Source organism: Bacillus sp. MRMR6, assembly GCF_001940785.1.
Taxonomy (GTDB): Bacteria; Bacillota; Bacilli; order Bacillales; family Cytobacillaceae; genus Neobacillus.
In genome coordinates this window covers 30,715-49,261 of sequence record NZ_MSLS01000010.1, presented here as the reverse complement: position 1 = coordinate 49,261, position 18,547 = coordinate 30,715, and the positions used below count along the sequence as shown (strand labels likewise).

Sequence of the window (18,547 nt, the reverse complement as noted above, 5' to 3'; positions counted from 1 at the left end):
ATCCTTATTATACAAATCTTACTTTACGTGGTAATGACTGTTCGTTTACATTTCATTATCAATAAATAGTTCTTTAGGCGGTTACTAGTTATAAAAAAACAAGGACCAATTTCACTTGGTCCTTGTTTTCACATTGCTATTAATGTCGATCAATTAAGATAGGAACATTTTGAGTAATATTGTTAGCATTTCCAAAATCAATATTAATACTTAACGAGTAGTTGAAGAAATCATTGGAAATATGCTGGATATCATCTGGTACATTAAGTAAGAAACTGATTTTACCTGTCTGATTTGGGCAGCATTCAAGTGAACAAAAGACAGAATGGCTGTTTAATGTTTCTTCTATAGAATCATGTGTGTCGGTGCTAATCAAATCAATGTCGTAGCGCTTAATTTTATTTTTTATAAGCCCGCCTTTAATTTCAATTGTCCCGTTTATGACACTTCCAGCCACATATACATCCCTATCTAAATGAACCATGGTTTTAGGCAATCCAATTTTCATTTTCGTTAAGTAATCTTTTAACATCATTGTATTCGTCACCTTTTCCTAAAAATAGGCATAATTAAAAGACCCACATAATCAGTCAAGCAGCTTCAGACAAAACGAAAAAGCCTCCTGTACTAAGACCGGTCCTTATGACCTCCTTCGCTAGCCGACGAAGTTAGCTGACGGGTAGGATGGCGAAAGAGTACTTTCATCCCTTCTACTTTGTAGAATTAACCCCAAAAAATTGGTTCCTCCGTACCCGAACAAAAATTCGAGTTTAAGCCGTAACTATTTAATTAATATCTTAATCTGACGCTTATTTTATATCCATACTGATTGGTTGTAAAGCATGGTATTTACTCAAATTATCCGTTTTTAGGCGAATTTCCGTCTTAAACATTGCCATATCTTTGGAATGCTCAAGATTTAGCCAAATAGGTTGATTTTTCTCAGCAAATTGGGTTATAACCGAGAAGATACGCGAAGAACATTCTGGCCCCAGTGGAAATCTTTTTTATTCAAGCTTCTTCATGAAGTCTTCCATTGTCGTCGAGTATGTAATATAAATGCGCGGGAGATAATATAGCTCGTTTTTTAATCCTTTTTTCATATAGGGACCAGGTGTAGTGGTTAATCCATACTTGTAATATTTTTTCGTTTCCTGTACAACTCGATCGTTAAAGTTTCCATACGGATAGGCAAGTGCTAACACAGGTCGTCCTGTGATTTTCTCGATTTTTTCTTTTGACACTTTTAGTTCATTATCGAGATTATCTATTTGAGTTAAATCAGGATGTGTACGGGTATGAGACTGGATTGATATGACATTAGTGTCCGACATCATTTTCAACTCTTTTTCTGTGAGGCGGTTAGGACGTCCAATAAATTCTGAAATGACAAAGAAAGTAGCAACTGGCTGAAAACGGTCATCCCTTATTTTTTCCAATACCTTAAATGCATTTAGATTATTTTTATAACCATCATCAAAGGTGATAAAAATGGGTTTATTTACACTTTTTAGATCTTCCCAACGTTCAAAGGTTAATAAGGTATAGCCATGGTCCTTTAAAAAACGCATCTGCTTTTCAAAGTTTACTGGCGTTACATACAATTCCTTAGAGCCTTTCCCACTATATTCTTCAATTGAATGATAAACTAAAATCGGTACTTTTTGAGAAGCAAATGCTTCTGTTGGAAGTATAAAAACGAGCATTATTAAGATAAAAATCCTTTTCACAAAATCCCCCTAAATACAGACTTATTATTATTGTCCCTATTCCAACCGATTGTATTAACAAAAAACGCCTATTCGGTGTTGAATAGACGTTATATATATATATATATATTAATGACTAGATGCGGGACCTTGATAAGTTTGAACTTGATTCAAGATTAGGGCACCCATGCCTTGAATAATAGTCTTAACAATTACTTGACCGGCAATAGCGAAAGGTACTGCCTCCCATGGTAAGAACCCTGCACCTACTGGGCTGAGACCAATGATGACAAAGATAATGGAATCTAATAATCCACCAACTAAGCCACTGTAAAAAACTCTCCAACTCATTGGAAGCTTTAATCGTGTATATATTTCGGTATCTGTCGTTTCGGAAACTAAAAACGAAATAGCTGAGGCCATAACAATTAACAAGGTATCACCTAGATAGAAAGATACAAGACCCGATAAAAGTAAAGCCAATCCTATAAATTCATAGGTCTTCTTTCTTCCATATTTATTCTGAACCAAATCTCTAAGAATGAACGTTGCTCCAACCAAAAATGTTCCCATTGGGATAATAAACACCCCTAAATGAAGCGGTGCAAAGGCAGCAGTTACCACATTTGCAGTAACAATTGCTAATAAATAAAATAAAATCCTCATGTTGACTCCTCCTGTAAATATGTCTTTTATGGTCCTTTTAACATCCATTAATGTTTTTCCAAATTATACAAACTCCTTTAAATAGAAAAACAGTACCACTAAGAAAGCAGTACTGTTCCTCTTAGTTTTTTTAGAGAGGGGTGCTAGAACCTCTACCGCGGTTAGCGGATTCTATTTAATTTCCGTTAACAACTATACCATAAAAAAATTTTATTCACATTATCAATTAAAAATTTCTTGATTAAATTATACTCTGAATACCTTTGTCCTATTACAATTTCAAAACAGTCAAGAAATGATTTTGTTATATTTAAATGTTAAACTTAATTATCTTAATAAAAGGAGCAGCAACTATGTCTCAATATAAGATTTTATTTTTAGATATCGATGGAACGATTTTAAGACCTGATGATACGATCGAGGGGTCAACTAAAGATGCCATTTCACAGGTCCAAGCAAAAGGGATTGAGGTATTTCTAGCAACTGGAAGGCCACTGCATGAGTTACAAGAAATCTTCAAGACATTAAAGATTCAATCCTCCATCGGTTATAATGGTGCATTTGGGCTCTATAAGGGTGAAGTTTTATTTAACGAACCGATGAATCCAGAAACTATTAAACAACTCCTCTCGGTCGCGGAACTGAACAACCATGAAGCAGTCCTCTATACAAAGGATCAAAACCTATTTACCACGCTCAATAATCCTCTAACAAAGGAGTTTATTGAGAGGTTCCACTTACACCATAACGAAGTGTATTCCCCTTCCTTTGAAAACGACATCCTAGGATTGACCTTAATCAACTTAGGTGAAAAAGAGGTTAACCTCTATAAAAATAAGGATGGTGTCCACTTGTCTCAAGTAAATGTAGAAGGTTTATACCATTGTTATGATGTAATTAGAGACACAGTTAATAAGGGCATTGGAATTGGGTATGTACTTAAACATTTAGGCATAAAAAAAGAGCACAGCATCGCCTTTGGGGATGGGATGAATGACAAGGAAATGCTAATGAGTGTTGGGACCAGTTTTGCAATGGGAAATGGACACCCCGACCTTTTCCAATATGCGACACATAAGACAACCTCGGTTACCGAATCAGGGATCTATAATGGGTTGAAAAAATTAGAGATCATCAATTAAGTTTTTGGAAGTGACCGTGCAGATGCACGGTTTCTTTTTTTGCTAAAATTGTTGGTATTTCGTGATATACGTCTTGTTTTGAAAGCTTTTGTCACCCTGCAGGAAAAATAGCTGTCCAGTGTGAATTACTACTATTAAACATGATTCTCACGATATAAGATAGAAAGGACCTGAGCATGATGCATACTTTGAATTTAAAGGAAGTTTCCAAAATAATAAATGTGAACAAAAGTTTAATTCGACAATGGGAGAAGGACTTTGAAGAAATGTTGGTCATTCCTAGAACCAAACAAGGGGCAAGAATCTACACGGAATCTGAAATAAGTTTTTTATTAGTGGTTAAAGAATTGTATGGTAAAAAATTAAGCAAGGAATTAATCCGAGAACAACTAAAGAAAAAACTAAAACCCGAGGTAAGTACTGAGGTTGTTGAACAAAACTTTCAAGAAGTAACAAAGGATATCAATGAACCAAGTGTTCCTATAGCTTCAGAAGAAATGACACCGGTTGTTTCTGAAAAAACAGCTTTACAGAATGCTGATCTGTTTTTTGATGCAATGGATACTTATAAGGAAACGTTTTTAAATGAGGTCAAAAGTGAAATTAGAAGCGTCCTTCGAAAGGAAGTAGTTGAAGAGGTTAGAAAAGAAATATCAAAAGGGACTTTTTATACTGTCAAGTCTCTTTCAGATTCCATTTACAAATCTAGCGCAAATACAAAGGCTGAGCTCGAAGAACTCTCTGAGCATTTGGATAAAACATCAGAACGCACAACTGAGTCATTGCGTTATTTATCAAACAGTATATCAACTGCCTCTATTGAGACATCTGAGGAAATCTTTACACTGTCCAAACAGCTTTCAGAATCTACGGAGCAATTGGCCAATTATGTAGATAGTACAAACGCTGAAATTTATTCACTTACCGAGGCACTTGAAAGGGATCGAGAAGATTTTGTTAAGGAACGAGAGGAATATCGACATGACATAAGGCAAAGAGAGGCGGCTTTTCAGAATATGTTAGTAAGCTTCAGAGATGTAGCAGCAGCGAAAGAAAAAAAATGGTGGAAGTTCTGGGAGTAAGTTAAGGAATAGGATTTTAAATTTTTCTCTCGGGGGAATGATGATGAACACAAATGAGGTTGCCAAATTATTAGGAGTTTCTACCAGTACCATTCAACGATGGGTGAAGCAGCTGGAATTACCAATGGAACGAAACGAACGAGGGCATTATTTTTTTAATCAGGAAGATATAGAACTTTTAAGGAATATCCAAGAGCAAATCCAAAACGGTACCCTTCTCCAAGATATATCACCAGTGAAAAGAAGAACAATCAGAAAAGGTACTGTAAAGGCAGTAGAGAGTAATGCCGAGCTAGAGAGATTATTCACCATTGTAAGTGAATTAGAGGCAAAAATGAACTCAAAAGCTGACTCTGTTGCATCTTATCAACTTTTGCAGCACCGTCGGGAAATAGAGGAATTAAATAATCAAATAAAAGAATTAACGTATCAGATGGATCACCTCCAATCAGAACTTAATGAACTTAAGAAACCCGTTATGATTGAAAAGCCGCTTGTTTTAGACCAAGGAAATGTTAAAAGAAGGAAAAAAAATATTGTTAGCTCATTGTTTGGGTTTTAAATTTTATAGCCCTAACCTTAGCAGAAAAGGCCGAACGTAGTTGATTTGAACGTTCGGCTTTTTTAATATATACATCGTTTTATGAGATTCTTAGTTCAACCAAAGGACGAGTATATTTTTTTATTAGATAACTTCCTAGAAATAAGCATATCAGGAAGGACGAAGAAAATAAAAACAGATAATTTTCAAGGACAGCACCTGGGATTATACTTTGGATCGTCTTGATAATAAAACCATGTAACAAGTAAACGTATAATGTTCTTTCCCCAATTTTAGTAATCTTAAATTGAGTCGACGGAATTAGCGTCAAGAAGCCATAGGCAACAACTATTGTCGACGTATATTGTAACGCACGTATAAGTCCATCTGAAATCTGCTTTCCACCCATATTTTCGTAAGAAGTCGCTCCTAATAGCCATTGTACTGAATCTTTCGGAGCCTCTATACCAAATATGATCAATGTCACTGTGATAATAAGAATTCCTAAAGGTTTTGCAAAACTTGCCTTAATTAACTTTTTTAATTGACCTCCTTCCAAAAGAAATCCTAGCAAGAAGTACGGAAAAAAGACAAATGTTCTTGATAAACTTAAATAACTCCCCACTTGATCCAAATAACCAATTCCAATACCCAATAGAACGGATAGCAAAAAGCCAATCCATTTCAACCTTGCAAACACGTAGAGCATGATATTCCAAAAAAATAAACTTAATAAAAACCATAGAGACCAATGCGGCTGCAAATAATTAAATTCAAGTGTTGCCTTTGTCCCAACAAAATAATATAAAAGCGAATAAATTGATTGAAAAATTAAATATGGAAGTAAGACCTTACTAATCGACTTCTTAAAATATCCTTTCTTTTTAAATCCTTTCGCAAAATAACCTGAAATAAAAATAAATGCTGGCATATGGAACAAGTAAATAAACGTATATAACGTAAACAAAATCTCATCTTTTTCTTTTAAAGGGCTAATCACATGTCCAAAGACGACAAGGAAAATCAAGATAAACTTAGCATTATCAAAGTATTTGCTTCTCTTTTCTGTTGTTGCCATTTTCTCACCTCGAAATCATTCACGTATTATATAAAGATAATTTTTTATACCTATTCTAGATTAGTAACCTTATATTACATGAGTTATATTACAGAAATATTTAATCAAGCTAACTTTCTATTTCATTTAACTAACAATATTGAAATAATGATATAAACTACCTAAGATAAAATGACTATATTTAGAGCAGAAACAGAAATTACATCACGGGAAAACAAAAAGAGCTTGGGATAACAAGCTCTTTCCTTACTATAATTTGTGTATTATGTTTTCAACAATCGTTCCATAATTCTCTTTTACAGCCTGGGTTGTAATCTGCTGGGCTGAGGCATACTGCCGCAGGCAATCATGATCAAATCGAAGCCAAGAGATATACTTCCTTTTAACATGCCTTTCTGCTTCTTCATACGTTGTGAATACTTCATTTTGTTTGACACCATTATGAAAAACAAAAAATTTATGATCCACGTCCGGCTTAATATAAGTTATTTCTCCAGCGGCATTCTGATAGCTTGTACCATACTGTGCACCCTTTATATTTAGTTCATTTCGATCTGGGTCTGGCTTTAATGTCGGAAGATTAAAGGCACTGATAACAAATTTCTCAAAGGCTTCCTTGTTCATTTCACTGCCTGAGGCTTTTGGGTGGCCCCCACCTCCATATTTTCTAGCATACTGAGCAACGTTGACATGATCATGGATTGTTCTATACCCCATTTTCTTTCCGCTCATATTTAACAGAGCGATCATATCTAAGTGAGGATATATTTTATTTAATGCATTGCCCAGCTCTGATAAATACTGTTCCGCATGGATAATTCCGATACAATACTCATCAATCTGACCTTGTACGATTTGTCTGCTTTTAGAATTTATGTACCGTTCAATCTTATTTTCTTCAATATCAAGCAGCTTGTTTTCCATTTCGGTTAATGAAAATGAGGCAGGATTTTCATTAAACCGCTTTAACATTTCCTCTTCAAATACTTCTCGACTCATAATATAAAATAAATCATTTAGTCTCTTCGCATCAAAGTTTTTATTTTCATCCCATTCCCATGTGTCGTACTGCCTGATAAGTTCGATAAATTGCTCTAATGCATTATTTTCTTTCATTAACTTATTTTCAAGAAGGTACTCGTAAAACAACGAGGTTGCACAAGTTTTCTTCCCAGTCTCATATTCAGGTACTACAATCCCCCATTCATACTCATTGAAGTGACTTGCCGTAATATGATGATCAATCATTCTAACGTGCTTTCCCTCTTGGAAACGCTGGGCTAATTTTTGTTCGACCTCTTTATTTACAGCAAGGTCAGTTATATATACCTCTTCATGATCTGGATGTTCAACAAAGGTATCTACTCTTTGATTTAAATTTCTATAAGAGCAGTATGCTACGTCGACATGATCACCAAAAGCTAGCTTTGCAATTACCCCGCAGCCGAGCCCATCTAAATCAATATCCGTAAAAAGCTTTACCATTTTTACACCTTCTTCTAAATTTGTAACCAACTTATAGTTTGTTCATGGCGACAATTTGTATACAATACCAAGTTTACCATTAAGTAATATAAATAACCTCTATGACCAGGTAATAAATATCACATACATGATTTCAAATCCGTGTTATGCTCCTACGGTAGGTAAACCAATTTAACATTTGAAAAGGGGTAATATTTTGAACTTTCCACAACTAAAAATCGCACATATGATACCAAAAGTTCCTATTTTCCAAGGCGGCATGGGCGTTGGTATTTCACTAAGCAAGCTTGCCTCCGCCGTAGCTAATGCAGGTGGTGTTGGGATTATTTCGGGTACAGGAATTTCAGTAGAAGAGCTGCGAACACATATTAGAAGAGCAAAAGATCTTGTTACAGATACTGGTTATATCGGTGTAAACGTGCTATTTGCAATGAATGATTTCGCTGAAAAAATGAAAGCTGCAATTGAAGAAAAAGTTGACTTTATTATTTCGGGTGCTGGAATTTCTAGGGATATGTATTCATGGGGTAAACAGGCAGGTATTCCAGTCATCTCTATTGTTTCTAGTGCAAAACTTGCTAGGATTTCAGAGCGTCTTGGGGCTTCTGCCGTTGTGGTTGAAGGGTTTGAAGCAGGTGGTCACTTGGGTACAGATAAGCCTTTGTTCGACATCCTTCCAGAAATAGTCGAGGCGGTCTCCATACCAGTCATCGCTGCAGGAGGTATAATGACTGGCCGTGATATTGCAAAGGCTCTTTCAATGGGAGCCTCCGGTGTACAAATTGGTACCCGATTTGTTGCTAGTGTAGAATGTGATGCTCCCGAGTCGTTTAAACAAAAATACGTTGAAGCACGGAAAGAGGATACGGTGTTAGTGAAAACGACTGTTGGCTTACAAGGCAGGGCGATCATCAATAACTTTACAAAGTTAATCAGCGGCGGAGACAAATTAAAGATAACAAAATGTCATGATTGTCTGAAAAATTGTTCTTACCGTTTTTGTACTCTAGATTCACTACTAAAGTCTGTTGACGGAGATGTAGAGAACGGACTAGTATTTGCTGGTGCTAGAGTGGATGAAATAAAGGAAATTCTTCCTGTACAGCAAATTATTAATAACCTAACCAGTGAATATCGGCAAGCTATGCAAGAAAGTTCTCTTTAACAAAAAAGCCAGTCGAACAAATCGACTGGCTTTTCCTTATGCTACGGAAGTGTTTTTATTTTATTTTCTATTGGTGTACGGGGTTTAGGATCTGGAATCACCTCTGGATAACCAATACCCAATACCCCGACTAGATGATAAGAATCAGGGACATTTAGTAATTTTCGATTTTTTTCCGTTATTCCAATCGATGACCAAAATGTTCCTACTCCTTCTGCCCATGCAGCTAGGTTGAAATTTTGGATCAAACAGGCAGTTGCTGCTAAGTTTTCCTCTGTTTCCACATTTGAAGCACCGTGTCTAGAAAGGAACGCTATTACTAACGGAGCATCTCCAAAATTCGATTTATGATTTAATTTTTCTCTCGTCTCAGTACCTACTATATGAAACTCCCACGGTTCAGTCATTCTGTGATTGGGAGCCATTGAGGCTGCTTCTAACCAGGAACGAACTAAATCTACGTTTATTAGAACATTGGGTTTAAATTTTTTAATATTCCGACGACTCTTCATAATGGACAAAATATCCACTAAATCCCCCCTCACTCTGCAGATAAATGCAGTTACACATTATTCTATGCCTGCCTATCCTAAATATGGTTATTTTTTATGTGAAAAAGCCCGCAGAATGCGGGTTTCTAAACAATCCTACCATCTTTCTGTGCTTTCCATTTGAAACCTTGTTTCTATTTCTATTTCACTAAACTTGAATAATCCTTTTTTATAACTTAGAAAACAAAAGAATAACGCTTGTAGAAGGAAGAACATCCCCCATACCTGTGGTGGTAGGAAGATCGTTAATTTCGATAAGTTGGCTGCATCCCCTGCTGAATGAGGCTGAAGAAAACTTATTACCAATATATCATATGCGGTACTCACCGATTCAATTAACAGTACGGAGGCAATTAACTGACAAAGGTTTTTAATTAAATTTTTACTTCCTTTTATCAAAAATGATAGAAAAATAAGTCCAAATGATAACAGCCAAAATAACCCATATGGATTACGTACCCATAATATAAGATTGATTATGATAAAACCTAGCAGAATATCAATAAATATAGTGTACTTTTTCCTTTTGATTAGCCAAAAGGATAAGAAGGCTATAAACGAAGATAATATATATCCTGCAGCGCTTGTTAAAAGATTTATGATCCAAGTAGACTCAGTTCCATATGTTACTCCATCAGAATTCATGAAAAGAGAAATAGTTTCAATATTTCCTCCTAATAGAGCCACAAACGCATGACCCGATTCATGTATGAGGGTATTAATAATCCTAAAATAATCTCCTACGATTGGAAGTTGAACGAGCATAAACGCAAATGCCATGAAGAGGAAAAACCTTGCGCTGAATTTTTCTTTTAAAAATCCCATTTCACAGTCCCCTTTTACCTCAATTAGTGAAATATTCTTTATTTTATCTTACCATTATTCTGTATTTCCAGAAAATGTTATGCCTTAACCAGGGACGCAGGGACGGTTCTCCTGCTTCCTTAAGGAGGCAGGAGAACCGCCCTGTGCTACGGCTAACACAAAAAGGACCCTATTAGGGTCCAGTTTGCTCCATCCGTTTGCGGATTTTTATATATTCCCTCGATTTAAAGTTCCAGGTCTCAATTGTTTCCGCATCAACTTCTTCAGGGCTAAATATATAATCTGCAATTGACTCGGTGTCGTTGAGTACCAGCTTAATATAATCCCGTTTGGTATGTTCATTCATAACCCATGCACTTACAAATAATAGAACAAAAATTGTACATGATATTAGCACCTTGTTTTTCATCACATCAACCGCCTTGTTTATAGTTTTAACTACAAAATTGCGGTTTATTACATATTTTTAAAAAAAATTTTTTAATAAAATAACCGGTTTCTTCATATTTAATAAGTTTTTAAAACCTTACTTTATCAAGGATTTCGAGCCATGCATTCCCAAAAAATATAAGGTATACTTTAAATTATGTACCGGACTGTAAAAAATATTTGTTTCATCTCACTCCCATATTTTCATAAAAATTTCTTTTTCTACGCAAGATATGGGTGAATGTAATGTCTTAAGGGGGGAGTTTATGTCAAGTCTACACTGGGCGGTTTTTGCGCCTTTTTTACTGGCCATTTTTGTGCCAACATTTTATAAGCGGTTCCGTAGTATACATACAGGTTGGTTGATCCTAGGCTTACCAATACTTCTTTTTGTCTATTTCCTACAGTTTATATCTATAACTAAAGGTGGAAATACGTTTACTGCAAGTGCCACATGGATCCCGTCACTAGAAATCGGTATTGATTTTTATGTCGATGGATTAGGGCTATTATTTGCCCTACTAATTACAGGTATTGGATCTTTAGTCATTCTTTATTCTATTTATTACTTATCAAAAGAAAAAGAAAAATTAAATCAATTTTATGTTTACTTACTATTGTTTATGGGGGCAATGCTTGGGGTTGTTCTTTCTGATAACCTAATTGTTCTTTATATGTTTTGGGAATTCACGAGTCTCTCCTCATTCCTGCTAATTGGTTACTGGAATGATCGAGATCGCTCACGGTACGGTGCACAGAAGTCATTACTTATCACAGTTTTAGGTGGATTGGGTATGTTTGGTGGGTTCATCATCTTGAGCTTTATGGGTGGAACCTTCAGTATTAGGGAGTTAGTTGCCCAAAGTGATACATTGATCAATCATCCCCTATTCATTCCTGCTTTACTATTAGTGTTACTTGGGGCTTTTACAAAGTCTGCTCAGTTTCCGTTTCATATCTGGCTTCCAGGTGCGATGGAAGCACCTACACCAGTAAGCGCCTATCTACATTCAGCAACAATGGTAAAAGCCGGGATATATTTAGTCGCTCGATTGAGCCCTGTTTTTGCAGAGTCTGGAGTTTGGCTATGGGTGGTTTCTGTAGTTGGCTTAGTTACCTTATTCTGGGGATCTTTTACTGCAGTTAAACAAACGGATTTAAAATCACTTCTAGCTTACTCGACTGTCAGTCAGCTTGGTTTAATTATGTCATTATTAGGCCTAGGTGCAGCCGCACTCCACTATGAGGATTTGGATGATAATATTTACATGGCGGCCACTGTCGCAGCGATCTTCCATTTAATTAACCATGCGACATTTAAAGGAAGCTTGTTCATGGCTGCAGGTATTGTTGACCATGAAACAGGTACACGAGATATAAGGAAGTTGGGCGGTTTAATGCCCTTTATGCCTATTACCTTTACAATCACTGTCATAGGCGGGTTTTCTATGGCGGGTCTTCCACCCTTTAATGGTTTCTTGAGTAAAGAAATGTTTTTTACTGGTATGATCCATACTTTACAGCTTGATATTTTCAATATGGAAACTTGGGGTCTTCTTTTCCCAGTGGTTGCATGGGTTGCTAGTGTTTTCACCTTTATTTACAGTATGATTTTAGTGTTTAAAACCTTCACTGGAAAGGCTCAATTGGAAAAGCTGGAGAAAAAGCCCCACGAGGCACCTATTGGAATGCTAATATCGCCAGTTATCCTTGTTTCATTAGTTATCATTTTTGGATTTTTTCCAAACTTATTATCTTCTACACTCATAGAACCAGCTGTTGCAAGCATTCAGCCAACACTTACCAGTCATGATTTCCATGTACACATTTCTTTCTGGCATGGCTGGACGACTGAACTATGGATGACCATTGGTGTAGTCATTTTGGGAACTCTGCTTACCTTAACACTCACAAAGTGGATACCAATTTATAAGGTATTCCCAGAAAAGTACACTTTGAACAAGGTATATGACGGTATTCTTTCGTTATTGGATCAGTGGACAAATCAATTGAACAAAAAGGTTATAACAGGTTCAATACGAAGTTATCTTATCTATATTTTTTCCTTTTTCTTTCTTATTTTAGTATATGCATTGTTTATCAAAGATGCATTTCATATTGACCTAACCAACCTTGCACCAATAGGTATATATGAATTGGTTTTAGTCTTGGCAATGGTCATCGGAGCTATATCCATTATTTTTGCTAAGTCACGCTTAACTTCAATTATTATATTAGGTGCTGTCGGCTATACCGTATCGTTGTTTTTTGTTCTCTTCCGAGCACCAGACTTAGCACTCACCCAGCTTGTAATTGAAACCATTTCTGTAGCACTCTTTTTGTTATGCTTCTATCATTTACCTAAGCTTGCGAGTAGAAGCGAGGAACGAATTACGTTCAGATTAAATAACGCCTTGGTTTCAATCGGAGTGGGGATTGTTGTAACGCTAGTAGCTCTTTCGGCTCATAGTCAAAAGTTATTTAATCCAATTTCAGACTATTACTTAGAAAATGCCTATAAAGAGGCTGGAGGCAAAAACGTTGTGAACGTCATCCTTGTCGATTTCCGGGGGATGGATACAATGTTTGAAATTGCTGTTTTAGGGATTGCAGCTCTAGGTATCTTCGCAATGATTCGACTAAGGCTGACAAGGAGGAATAAGGAATCATGAAGAATGATTTAATCCTTCAAACCGTAACAAAAGTAGTTGTATTCATCATTCTCCTCTTTTCTGTTTCGATTTTCTTCGGTGGACATTACTCACCTGGTGGAGGCTTTGTCGGCGGTCTTTTGACGGCTGCAGCGATTGTACTATTACTGCTTGCTTACGATATAAAAACGGTAGCAAAGCTTATACCAGTTGATTATAAGTTAGTCGTGGCTACAGGATTATTGATATCGACCTTGACAGTTGCAGGGGCAATGTTTTTTGATGTCCCTATGATGACACATGCATACCAGTATTTTGATATCCCGATTCTAGGTCACACATCACTCCATACTGCCGTGTTATTTGATTTAGGGGTGTACCTTGTCGTTGTCGGAGTAACGATGACCATTATTCAAACAATAGGGGAGGATGAATAATGGAGATCTTAATGGCATTTGTAATTGGTATTTTATTCACGTGCGCAACCTACTTAATGCTTTCTAAAAGCATTTTGCGTATTATTATCGGTACCGGCTTATTAAGCCATGGTGCCCACTTGCTTCTTTTGACAATGGGTGGTTTGAAGAAAGGGGCGGTACCTCTATTAACTGAAGAAGCCGCTTCCTATGTAGACCCATTACCACAAGCACTTATACTAACGGCCATAGTTATCAGCTTCGGAGTCACTGCCTTTTTACTTGTACTTGCCTACCGAGCATATCAAGAATTAGGTACCGATGATATGGAGCGATTGAAAGGAAACGATGTAAATGAATAATCTTATTTTAATGCCTGTAATCTGGCCGCTATTAACAGGTATCATCCTTATATTCCTAGTAAAACAAGTAAGGCTTCAAAAGATCATTTCCATGCTTTCTTCATTAATTGCTATTGGGATTTCTGTTACTGTCGTTTATCAAGTATCCCAATCAGGATCAGGTATGCTGACACTAGCAGTTGGAAGCTGGCAGGCACCATTTGGGATTATCATAGTTGCCGACATGCTTGCTTCCTTACTGGTCTTGACAACTACTGTAATCGGTTCGGCAGTTCTTTTCTATTCATTTAATGCAATAGGAAAAGAACGGGAGCAATTTTACTATTACCCAGTATTGCAGTTTTTGCTTGTAGGTGTTAACGGAGCATTCTTGACAGGAGATATTTTTAACCTATTCGTCTTTTTTGAAGTAATGTTAATGGCTTCATATGTCCTTTTGGTCCTTGGAGGCACCAAGAAACAACTAAGAGAATCATTAAAATATGTCATTGTTAATGTCCTAGCTTCTGCCTTCTTTGTTATTACAGTTGCCTATTTATATTCGATTGTCGGTACTTTAAATATGGCACAAGTAGGGGAACGGGTTGCTGAAGTGAACCAACCAGGAATACTTAGTGTAATTGCGATTAGTTTTTTAGTTGTATTCGGTACAAAAGGAGCTATTTTCCCATTATATTTCTGGCTACCAGGTGCCTATAATGCACCACCTATTCCTGTCATGGCCTTGTTAGGTGCATTGCTTACAAAGGTTGGGATTTACTCCATCTTCCGAACTTATACACTTATTTTCTATCATGATCAGTCCTTTACACATACGATTCTAGGTGTGCTAGGCTTATTAACGATCATTGTTGGTATAACCGGGGCTCTTGCTTACTGGGATGTTAAAAAAATTATTATTTATAATGTAGTCATTGCGGTTGGCGTCATTAGCTTTGGTATCTCATTAATGAATGTGCCAGCCCTAACAGGTTCTATATTCTATCTAATCCATGATATGTTAATTAAAGCAGCGCTATTTTTACTTATAGGGATTATGATTAAGGTAAGCGGAACCAGTGATTTGAGAAAAATGGGCGGGTTGATTCAACTGTACCCTGCTATAGCCTGGACCTTTTTCATTGCAGCTATCTCATTAGCTGGCATACCTCCATTTAGTGGCTTTGCCGGAAAATTACTTATTCTGCGAGGCGCCGTGGAAGCTGAAGCGTATTTTGGTCTAGCGATTATTCTACTTTCAAGCTTAATGGTCCTCTATTCCGTTTTTAGAATATTTATGTATGGGTTCTGGGGAAAATCTAACCCTAGTTTAAGTAAAGTCAACGTTACTAAATTATTCATTCCTGCTGTGATTCTGGTAGTACTATCAGTCTTATACGGTCTTGGGACTGAAGAAATATACCCATACATTTCACAGGCTGTAGAAATACTGCTTTCGCCAGAAATCTATATTAACGCTGTACTAAAGGAGTAATGCTATGTCCTTTCAAATTTTACTGAATGTATTTCTCGCATTCATCTGGATGTTTTTGAAAAATGATTATGGTTCAAGTTCGTTTTTTATTGGGTATCTCCTTGGGCTGTTAATCATGCTTGCTTACAGAAGATTCTTTACTAGCCGTTTTTATTTAGTTAGAGTTTGGGCGGTAATTAAATTACTAGCTCTTTTCTTAAAAGAGCTAGTACTATCCAACATTAGTGTCCTAAAACACATTCTAAGTCCCACCTTGAATATAAAACCAGGGATTTTTGCCTTAAAAACGGAATTGACTAAGGATTGGGAAATTACCATCTTAGCGAATTTAATCACGTTAACTCCCGGAACACTAGTTGTTGATGTTTCGCTTGATCGACAAACGCTTTACATTCATGCTATGGATATCCCTGAGAAACATGAAGCCATCGACAGCATAAAGAATACATTTGAAAGAGCCATTATGGAGGTGAGCAGGTAATGTTTGAAATTATCATAAAAATCGCGTTGCTAGGCATCTCCCTCTCGATATTAGGACTAATTTATAGGTTAATTAAAGGCCCCTCTACTCATGATAGAGTAATTGCACTTGACGCAATTGGAATAAATCTGATTGCTCTTGTAGCCATTACTTCCGTTGTTCTTGACACAAGTGCATATCTCGAAGCCATACTTTTGCTCGGTATCCTTTCCTTTATCGGGACTATTGCATTCTCCAAGTTCCTAGAGAAAGGAGAGATATTTGATCGTGGCCGAGACCTTTAAAATCATCTCAATGATCCTTATTATACTTGGTACAATCCTATCCTTAGTTTCAACCTTCGGACTGATTCGATTACCTGATGTTTATACAAGAAATCATGCTGCATCCAAAAGTACGACCCTTGGAATCATGACAATTCTTCTTGGTACATTTGTCTATTTCCTTAATGTCCATGGCCATTTTGATTCACGCGTTCTGTTAGGGATTTTCTTCATATTTTTAACTAGTCCTGTTGCTGGTCACCTGATTAGTCGCTCTGCCTATCATTCAGGAGTCAAACTGTGGGATAAAAGTGTCGAGGATGACTTAAAAAGTTCACAAGATAAGGTCTATGTAAAAAAGTAGTTTTCAAAGACTGCTTCTCATGGTAAGAAGCAGTCTTTTTGTATTCCGATTTTATTTTGATGGACGAGCCATTTAGTGCACTAGGATCCAGTGACAAGAAGCTCGTTACAGGACGAGCTATACCAAATGCAAAAAGAGTTAAACAAAACAATCATTTTTGTAACGCATGATATGGATGAAGCTATTAAAATAGCAGATAGGATTATGATTTCTAATCCAGTAAAAAATAACCTCGAAGCGAAATGTCCTCCAGGCGATTGAAATTATGAAGGATAATAAAGTTGATAGTTTAATGGTTACCAATAAAGATCACCTACTACTAGGTCTTGTGACCTTAAAATCAATTCACCTATTAAACCACATGGCCTCAATAGAGGATGTAATGGAGAGTAATGTTCATGCGGTGCATGGAAGGATTATTAGATTCGTAACGAAAAGCCGGGTTTCCCACCGGCTTATTTTTTTTCCTCCATAAAATGGACCACTCTTTCATAGGTTTCATCAGCGCCAATTACTAGCAGGATATCCCCTTCCAAAATTAGCGCATATGGTCCTGGTGATATAATTAATTCACCATTTCTTTTCATTCCAATCACGGTACCACCTGTATTTTGCCAGAACTTAACCTCTGAAATTGTCTTTCCAATATGTATACAGCCAGGAAAAACTTCCACTTCAATAGGAGCCAATGGATTGGTGTGTCGTAGTTTTCCAGAATAATCCAGAATTTTTCTCAACGTATCAAATAATTCTCCATCTAGTTTTTCTCGTTCAGTGATTAGTGTTTCCATTTGTTTTTCAAGGTCTTTAATACTAGCCAAATTTGAAAAACGATGAATATATTTGTAGGCGTTCTCTCGGGAAGATATAACAATCCCACTTCCCTTTGTCGACTGAACAATCTCAACATCCTCTAAAATCTTTATGGCTCTTCTAACTGTCTCCGGAGAAACATGATATTCGCTTGCCAGTGTCGACCTTCCATGGATTCTTTCGCCTACTTTATATTTCCCATCGTAAATTCTACTGGCTAAATCAATTGCAATGCGTTCGTAGGTTGGAATTTGTGCCCTTTGCATAGATCGGATCCTCCACTACCATTTTTTCTAATATAACTTATATCCTAATATACTCTTTTAAATGTGTATATGCGAGTGTTTAACTGATAGTAATGACTTACTCTCAGTTATTTTGGATATAATTTGATACATATAATCAAAGGTGGTGTCATGATTGAATAGAAAGCTTGTGCTCATCTTAAGCTCTATATATGTTTTATTTATGGTTATTTTATTCTTTTATTATCGTTCGGAAGGGCAAAGTTTTAAATCTACGGTAGCGATTGGGGGGATAATTTGCGGAGCCGTTCCCTTACTTATGGCGATTTTTACCAAATGGCGTTTTAACCTGCCTATCGTTATTTCTTACCTAGTCTTCCTAGTAGGTTCACAATATTTCGGTTCGATCGTAGGCTGGTACGGCCTTGGCTGGTGGGATACTTTCATGCATTTTATAAGCGGGGCCATACTTGCCTTCGCCGCCGTTGCCTTGTATGAGAGATTGGTCCATCGTGAAGCTTCACCGGATATTTCTCCTTTACTAGTGTTTCTTTTTACCTTATCCTTTGCATCACTTGGAGGAGTCTTATGGGAGATCTATGAGTTTAGTTCAGACCAATTCCTTGGCATGACTCTCCAGGGTGGAGGAAATCATGACACCATGGTTGATTTAATCTCTGACACCGGTGGTGGTCTGATTATTGCCATCTGGGCAGGTATTAGAACAAAACTAAAAATCCGGAAGAACCACAATAAAAAAGCAAAAAAGCAGACCAACTAGTTAAAAAATCGGTCTGCTTTTTTA

At 36.7% G+C, this 18,547-nt stretch carries 21 protein-coding genes, 1 pseudogene and 1 riboswitch; of the genes and pseudogenes, 13 read left to right on the top strand and 9 right to left on the bottom strand.

Features of this window, described 5'->3' with window-relative positions:
• Nucleotides 1–139 precede the first annotated feature (139 nt).
• From BTR25_RS11835 to BTR25_RS11825, 3 genes are all read right to left on the bottom strand, one after another.
• Nucleotides 140–535 (bottom strand): sporulation protein, encoded by a 396-nt coding sequence (locus BTR25_RS11835; RefSeq protein ID WP_075688284.1) that lies wholly within the window; start codon nucleotides 533–535, stop codon nucleotides 140–142.
• Between the two features lie 107 nt (nucleotides 536–642).
• Nucleotides 643–787, bottom strand: a riboswitch (cyclic di-AMP (ydaO/yuaA leader).
• 220 nt (nucleotides 788–1,007) lie between these two features.
• Nucleotides 1,008–1,730: a polysaccharide deacetylase family protein gene (locus tag BTR25_RS11830; protein WP_075688283.1), complete on the bottom strand. Its 723-nt coding sequence runs from the start codon at nucleotides 1,728–1,730 to the stop codon at nucleotides 1,008–1,010.
• Nucleotides 1,731–1,838: 108 nt separating this feature from the next.
• Complete coding sequence (locus tag BTR25_RS11825; protein WP_075688282.1) at nucleotides 1,839–2,375, bottom strand: VUT family protein; 537 nt, start codon at nucleotides 2,373–2,375, stop codon at nucleotides 1,839–1,841.
• 353 nt (nucleotides 2,376–2,728) lie between these two features.
• On the opposite strand from BTR25_RS11825, the gene BTR25_RS11820 reads away from it, so the two are divergent.
• From BTR25_RS11820 to BTR25_RS11810, 3 genes are all read left to right on the top strand, one after another.
• Nucleotides 2,729–3,517, top strand: a complete 789-nt coding sequence (locus BTR25_RS11820; protein ID WP_075688281.1) for a Cof-type HAD-IIB family hydrolase — start codon at nucleotides 2,729–2,731, stop codon at nucleotides 3,515–3,517.
• A 176-nt stretch (nucleotides 3,518–3,693) separates the two neighbouring features.
• Nucleotides 3,694–4,599 carry a MerR family transcriptional regulator gene (locus BTR25_RS11815; protein WP_254842691.1) on the top strand — a complete coding sequence of 302 codons (906 nt, stop codon included), beginning with the start codon at nucleotides 3,694–3,696 and terminating at the stop codon, nucleotides 4,597–4,599.
• A gap of 43 nt (nucleotides 4,600–4,642) precedes the next feature.
• Nucleotides 4,643–5,161, top strand: coding sequence for a MerR family transcriptional regulator (locus BTR25_RS11810; protein WP_075688280.1), 519 nt, complete (start codon nucleotides 4,643–4,645; stop codon nucleotides 5,159–5,161).
• A gap of 79 nt (nucleotides 5,162–5,240) precedes the next feature.
• Here BTR25_RS11810 and BTR25_RS11805 read toward each other — a convergent pair whose 3' ends face one another.
• Together BTR25_RS11805 and BTR25_RS11800 are read right to left on the bottom strand one after the other, a co-directional pair.
• Nucleotides 5,241–6,218: an acyltransferase family protein gene (locus BTR25_RS11805; RefSeq protein WP_075688279.1), complete on the bottom strand. Its 978-nt coding sequence runs from the start codon at nucleotides 6,216–6,218 to the stop codon at nucleotides 5,241–5,243.
• A gap of 249 nt (nucleotides 6,219–6,467) precedes the next feature.
• Nucleotides 6,468–7,703, bottom strand: a complete 1,236-nt coding sequence (locus tag BTR25_RS11800) for a DHH family phosphoesterase (protein ID WP_075688278.1) — start codon at nucleotides 7,701–7,703, stop codon at nucleotides 6,468–6,470.
• A 178-nt stretch (nucleotides 7,704–7,881) separates the two neighbouring features.
• Between BTR25_RS11800 and BTR25_RS11795 the strand changes: the two genes are divergently transcribed.
• Nucleotides 7,882–8,868 (top strand): NAD(P)H-dependent flavin oxidoreductase, encoded by a 987-nt coding sequence (locus BTR25_RS11795; protein WP_175596763.1) that lies wholly within the window; start codon nucleotides 7,882–7,884, stop codon nucleotides 8,866–8,868.
• A 41-nt stretch (nucleotides 8,869–8,909) separates the two neighbouring features.
• Here the strand turns inward: BTR25_RS11795 and BTR25_RS11790 are convergent, their stop codons facing one another.
• The 3 genes from BTR25_RS11790 to BTR25_RS11780 all read right to left on the bottom strand — a co-directional run bounded on the left by BTR25_RS11790 (nucleotide 8,910) and on the right by BTR25_RS11780 (nucleotide 10,653).
• A complete protein-coding gene (locus BTR25_RS11790; RefSeq protein WP_075688276.1) occupies nucleotides 8,910–9,398 on the bottom strand; it encodes a nitroreductase family protein in 489 nt (162 codons plus the stop codon).
• Between the two features lie 117 nt (nucleotides 9,399–9,515).
• Nucleotides 9,516–10,244 (bottom strand): M50 family metallopeptidase, encoded by a 729-nt coding sequence (locus tag BTR25_RS11785; RefSeq protein WP_075688275.1) that lies wholly within the window; start codon nucleotides 10,242–10,244, stop codon nucleotides 9,516–9,518.
• 172 nt (nucleotides 10,245–10,416) lie between these two features.
• Nucleotides 10,417–10,653: a hypothetical protein gene (locus BTR25_RS11780; RefSeq protein ID WP_075688274.1), complete on the bottom strand. Its 237-nt coding sequence runs from the start codon at nucleotides 10,651–10,653 to the stop codon at nucleotides 10,417–10,419.
• A gap of 286 nt (nucleotides 10,654–10,939) precedes the next feature.
• Between BTR25_RS11780 and BTR25_RS11775 the strand changes: the two genes are divergently transcribed.
• From BTR25_RS11775 to BTR25_RS28430, 8 genes and pseudogenes are all read left to right on the top strand, one after another.
• Complete coding sequence (locus BTR25_RS11775; protein WP_075688273.1) at nucleotides 10,940–13,345, top strand: Na+/H+ antiporter subunit A; 2,406 nt, start codon at nucleotides 10,940–10,942, stop codon at nucleotides 13,343–13,345.
• Nucleotides 13,339–13,761, top strand: a complete 423-nt coding sequence (locus tag BTR25_RS11770) for a Na(+)/H(+) antiporter subunit B (protein ID WP_139311224.1) — start codon at nucleotides 13,339–13,341, stop codon at nucleotides 13,759–13,761. Before BTR25_RS11775 ends, BTR25_RS11770 begins: the two co-directional genes overlap by 7 nt.
• Entirely contained in the window at nucleotides 13,761–14,102 is a 342-nt protein-coding gene (locus tag BTR25_RS11765; protein WP_075688271.1) for a Na(+)/H(+) antiporter subunit C, read from the top strand. The genes BTR25_RS11770 and BTR25_RS11765 overlap by 1 nt, the downstream gene beginning before the upstream one ends.
• Nucleotides 14,095–15,576: a Na+/H+ antiporter subunit D gene (locus tag BTR25_RS11760; RefSeq protein WP_075688270.1), complete on the top strand. Its 1,482-nt coding sequence runs from the start codon at nucleotides 14,095–14,097 to the stop codon at nucleotides 15,574–15,576. Before BTR25_RS11765 ends, BTR25_RS11760 begins: the two co-directional genes overlap by 8 nt.
• A gap of 4 nt (nucleotides 15,577–15,580) precedes the next feature.
• A complete protein-coding gene (locus BTR25_RS11755) occupies nucleotides 15,581–16,057 on the top strand; it encodes a Na+/H+ antiporter subunit E (protein ID WP_075688269.1) in 477 nt (158 codons plus the stop codon).
• Nucleotides 16,057–16,341, top strand: coding sequence for a Na(+)/H(+) antiporter subunit F1 (locus BTR25_RS11750; RefSeq protein ID WP_075688268.1), 285 nt, complete (start codon nucleotides 16,057–16,059; stop codon nucleotides 16,339–16,341). The genes BTR25_RS11755 and BTR25_RS11750 overlap by 1 nt, the downstream gene beginning before the upstream one ends.
• On the top strand, nucleotides 16,325–16,684 hold the full coding sequence (gene mnhG, locus BTR25_RS11745) for a monovalent cation/H(+) antiporter subunit G (RefSeq protein WP_075688267.1): 360 nt from the start codon (nucleotides 16,325–16,327) through the stop codon (nucleotides 16,682–16,684). The genes BTR25_RS11750 and mnhG overlap by 17 nt, the downstream gene beginning before the upstream one ends.
• A 53-nt stretch (nucleotides 16,685–16,737) precedes the next feature.
• Nucleotides 16,738–17,081 (top strand): annotated as a pseudogene (locus BTR25_RS28430) (CBS domain-containing protein); the annotation flags it as partial.
• A gap of 58 nt (nucleotides 17,082–17,139) precedes the next feature.
• On the opposite strand, the gene BTR25_RS11735 reads toward BTR25_RS28430, so the two are convergent.
• Nucleotides 17,140–17,763 carry a GntR family transcriptional regulator gene (locus BTR25_RS11735; RefSeq protein WP_075688265.1) on the bottom strand — a complete coding sequence of 208 codons (624 nt, stop codon included), beginning with the start codon at nucleotides 17,761–17,763 and terminating at the stop codon, nucleotides 17,140–17,142.
• Between the two features lie 154 nt (nucleotides 17,764–17,917).
• Between BTR25_RS11735 and BTR25_RS11730 the strand changes: the two genes are divergently transcribed.
• Nucleotides 17,918–18,523: a DUF2238 domain-containing protein gene (locus BTR25_RS11730; protein WP_075688264.1), complete on the top strand. Its 606-nt coding sequence runs from the start codon at nucleotides 17,918–17,920 to the stop codon at nucleotides 18,521–18,523.
• Nucleotides 18,524–18,547: the final 24 nt, after the last annotated feature.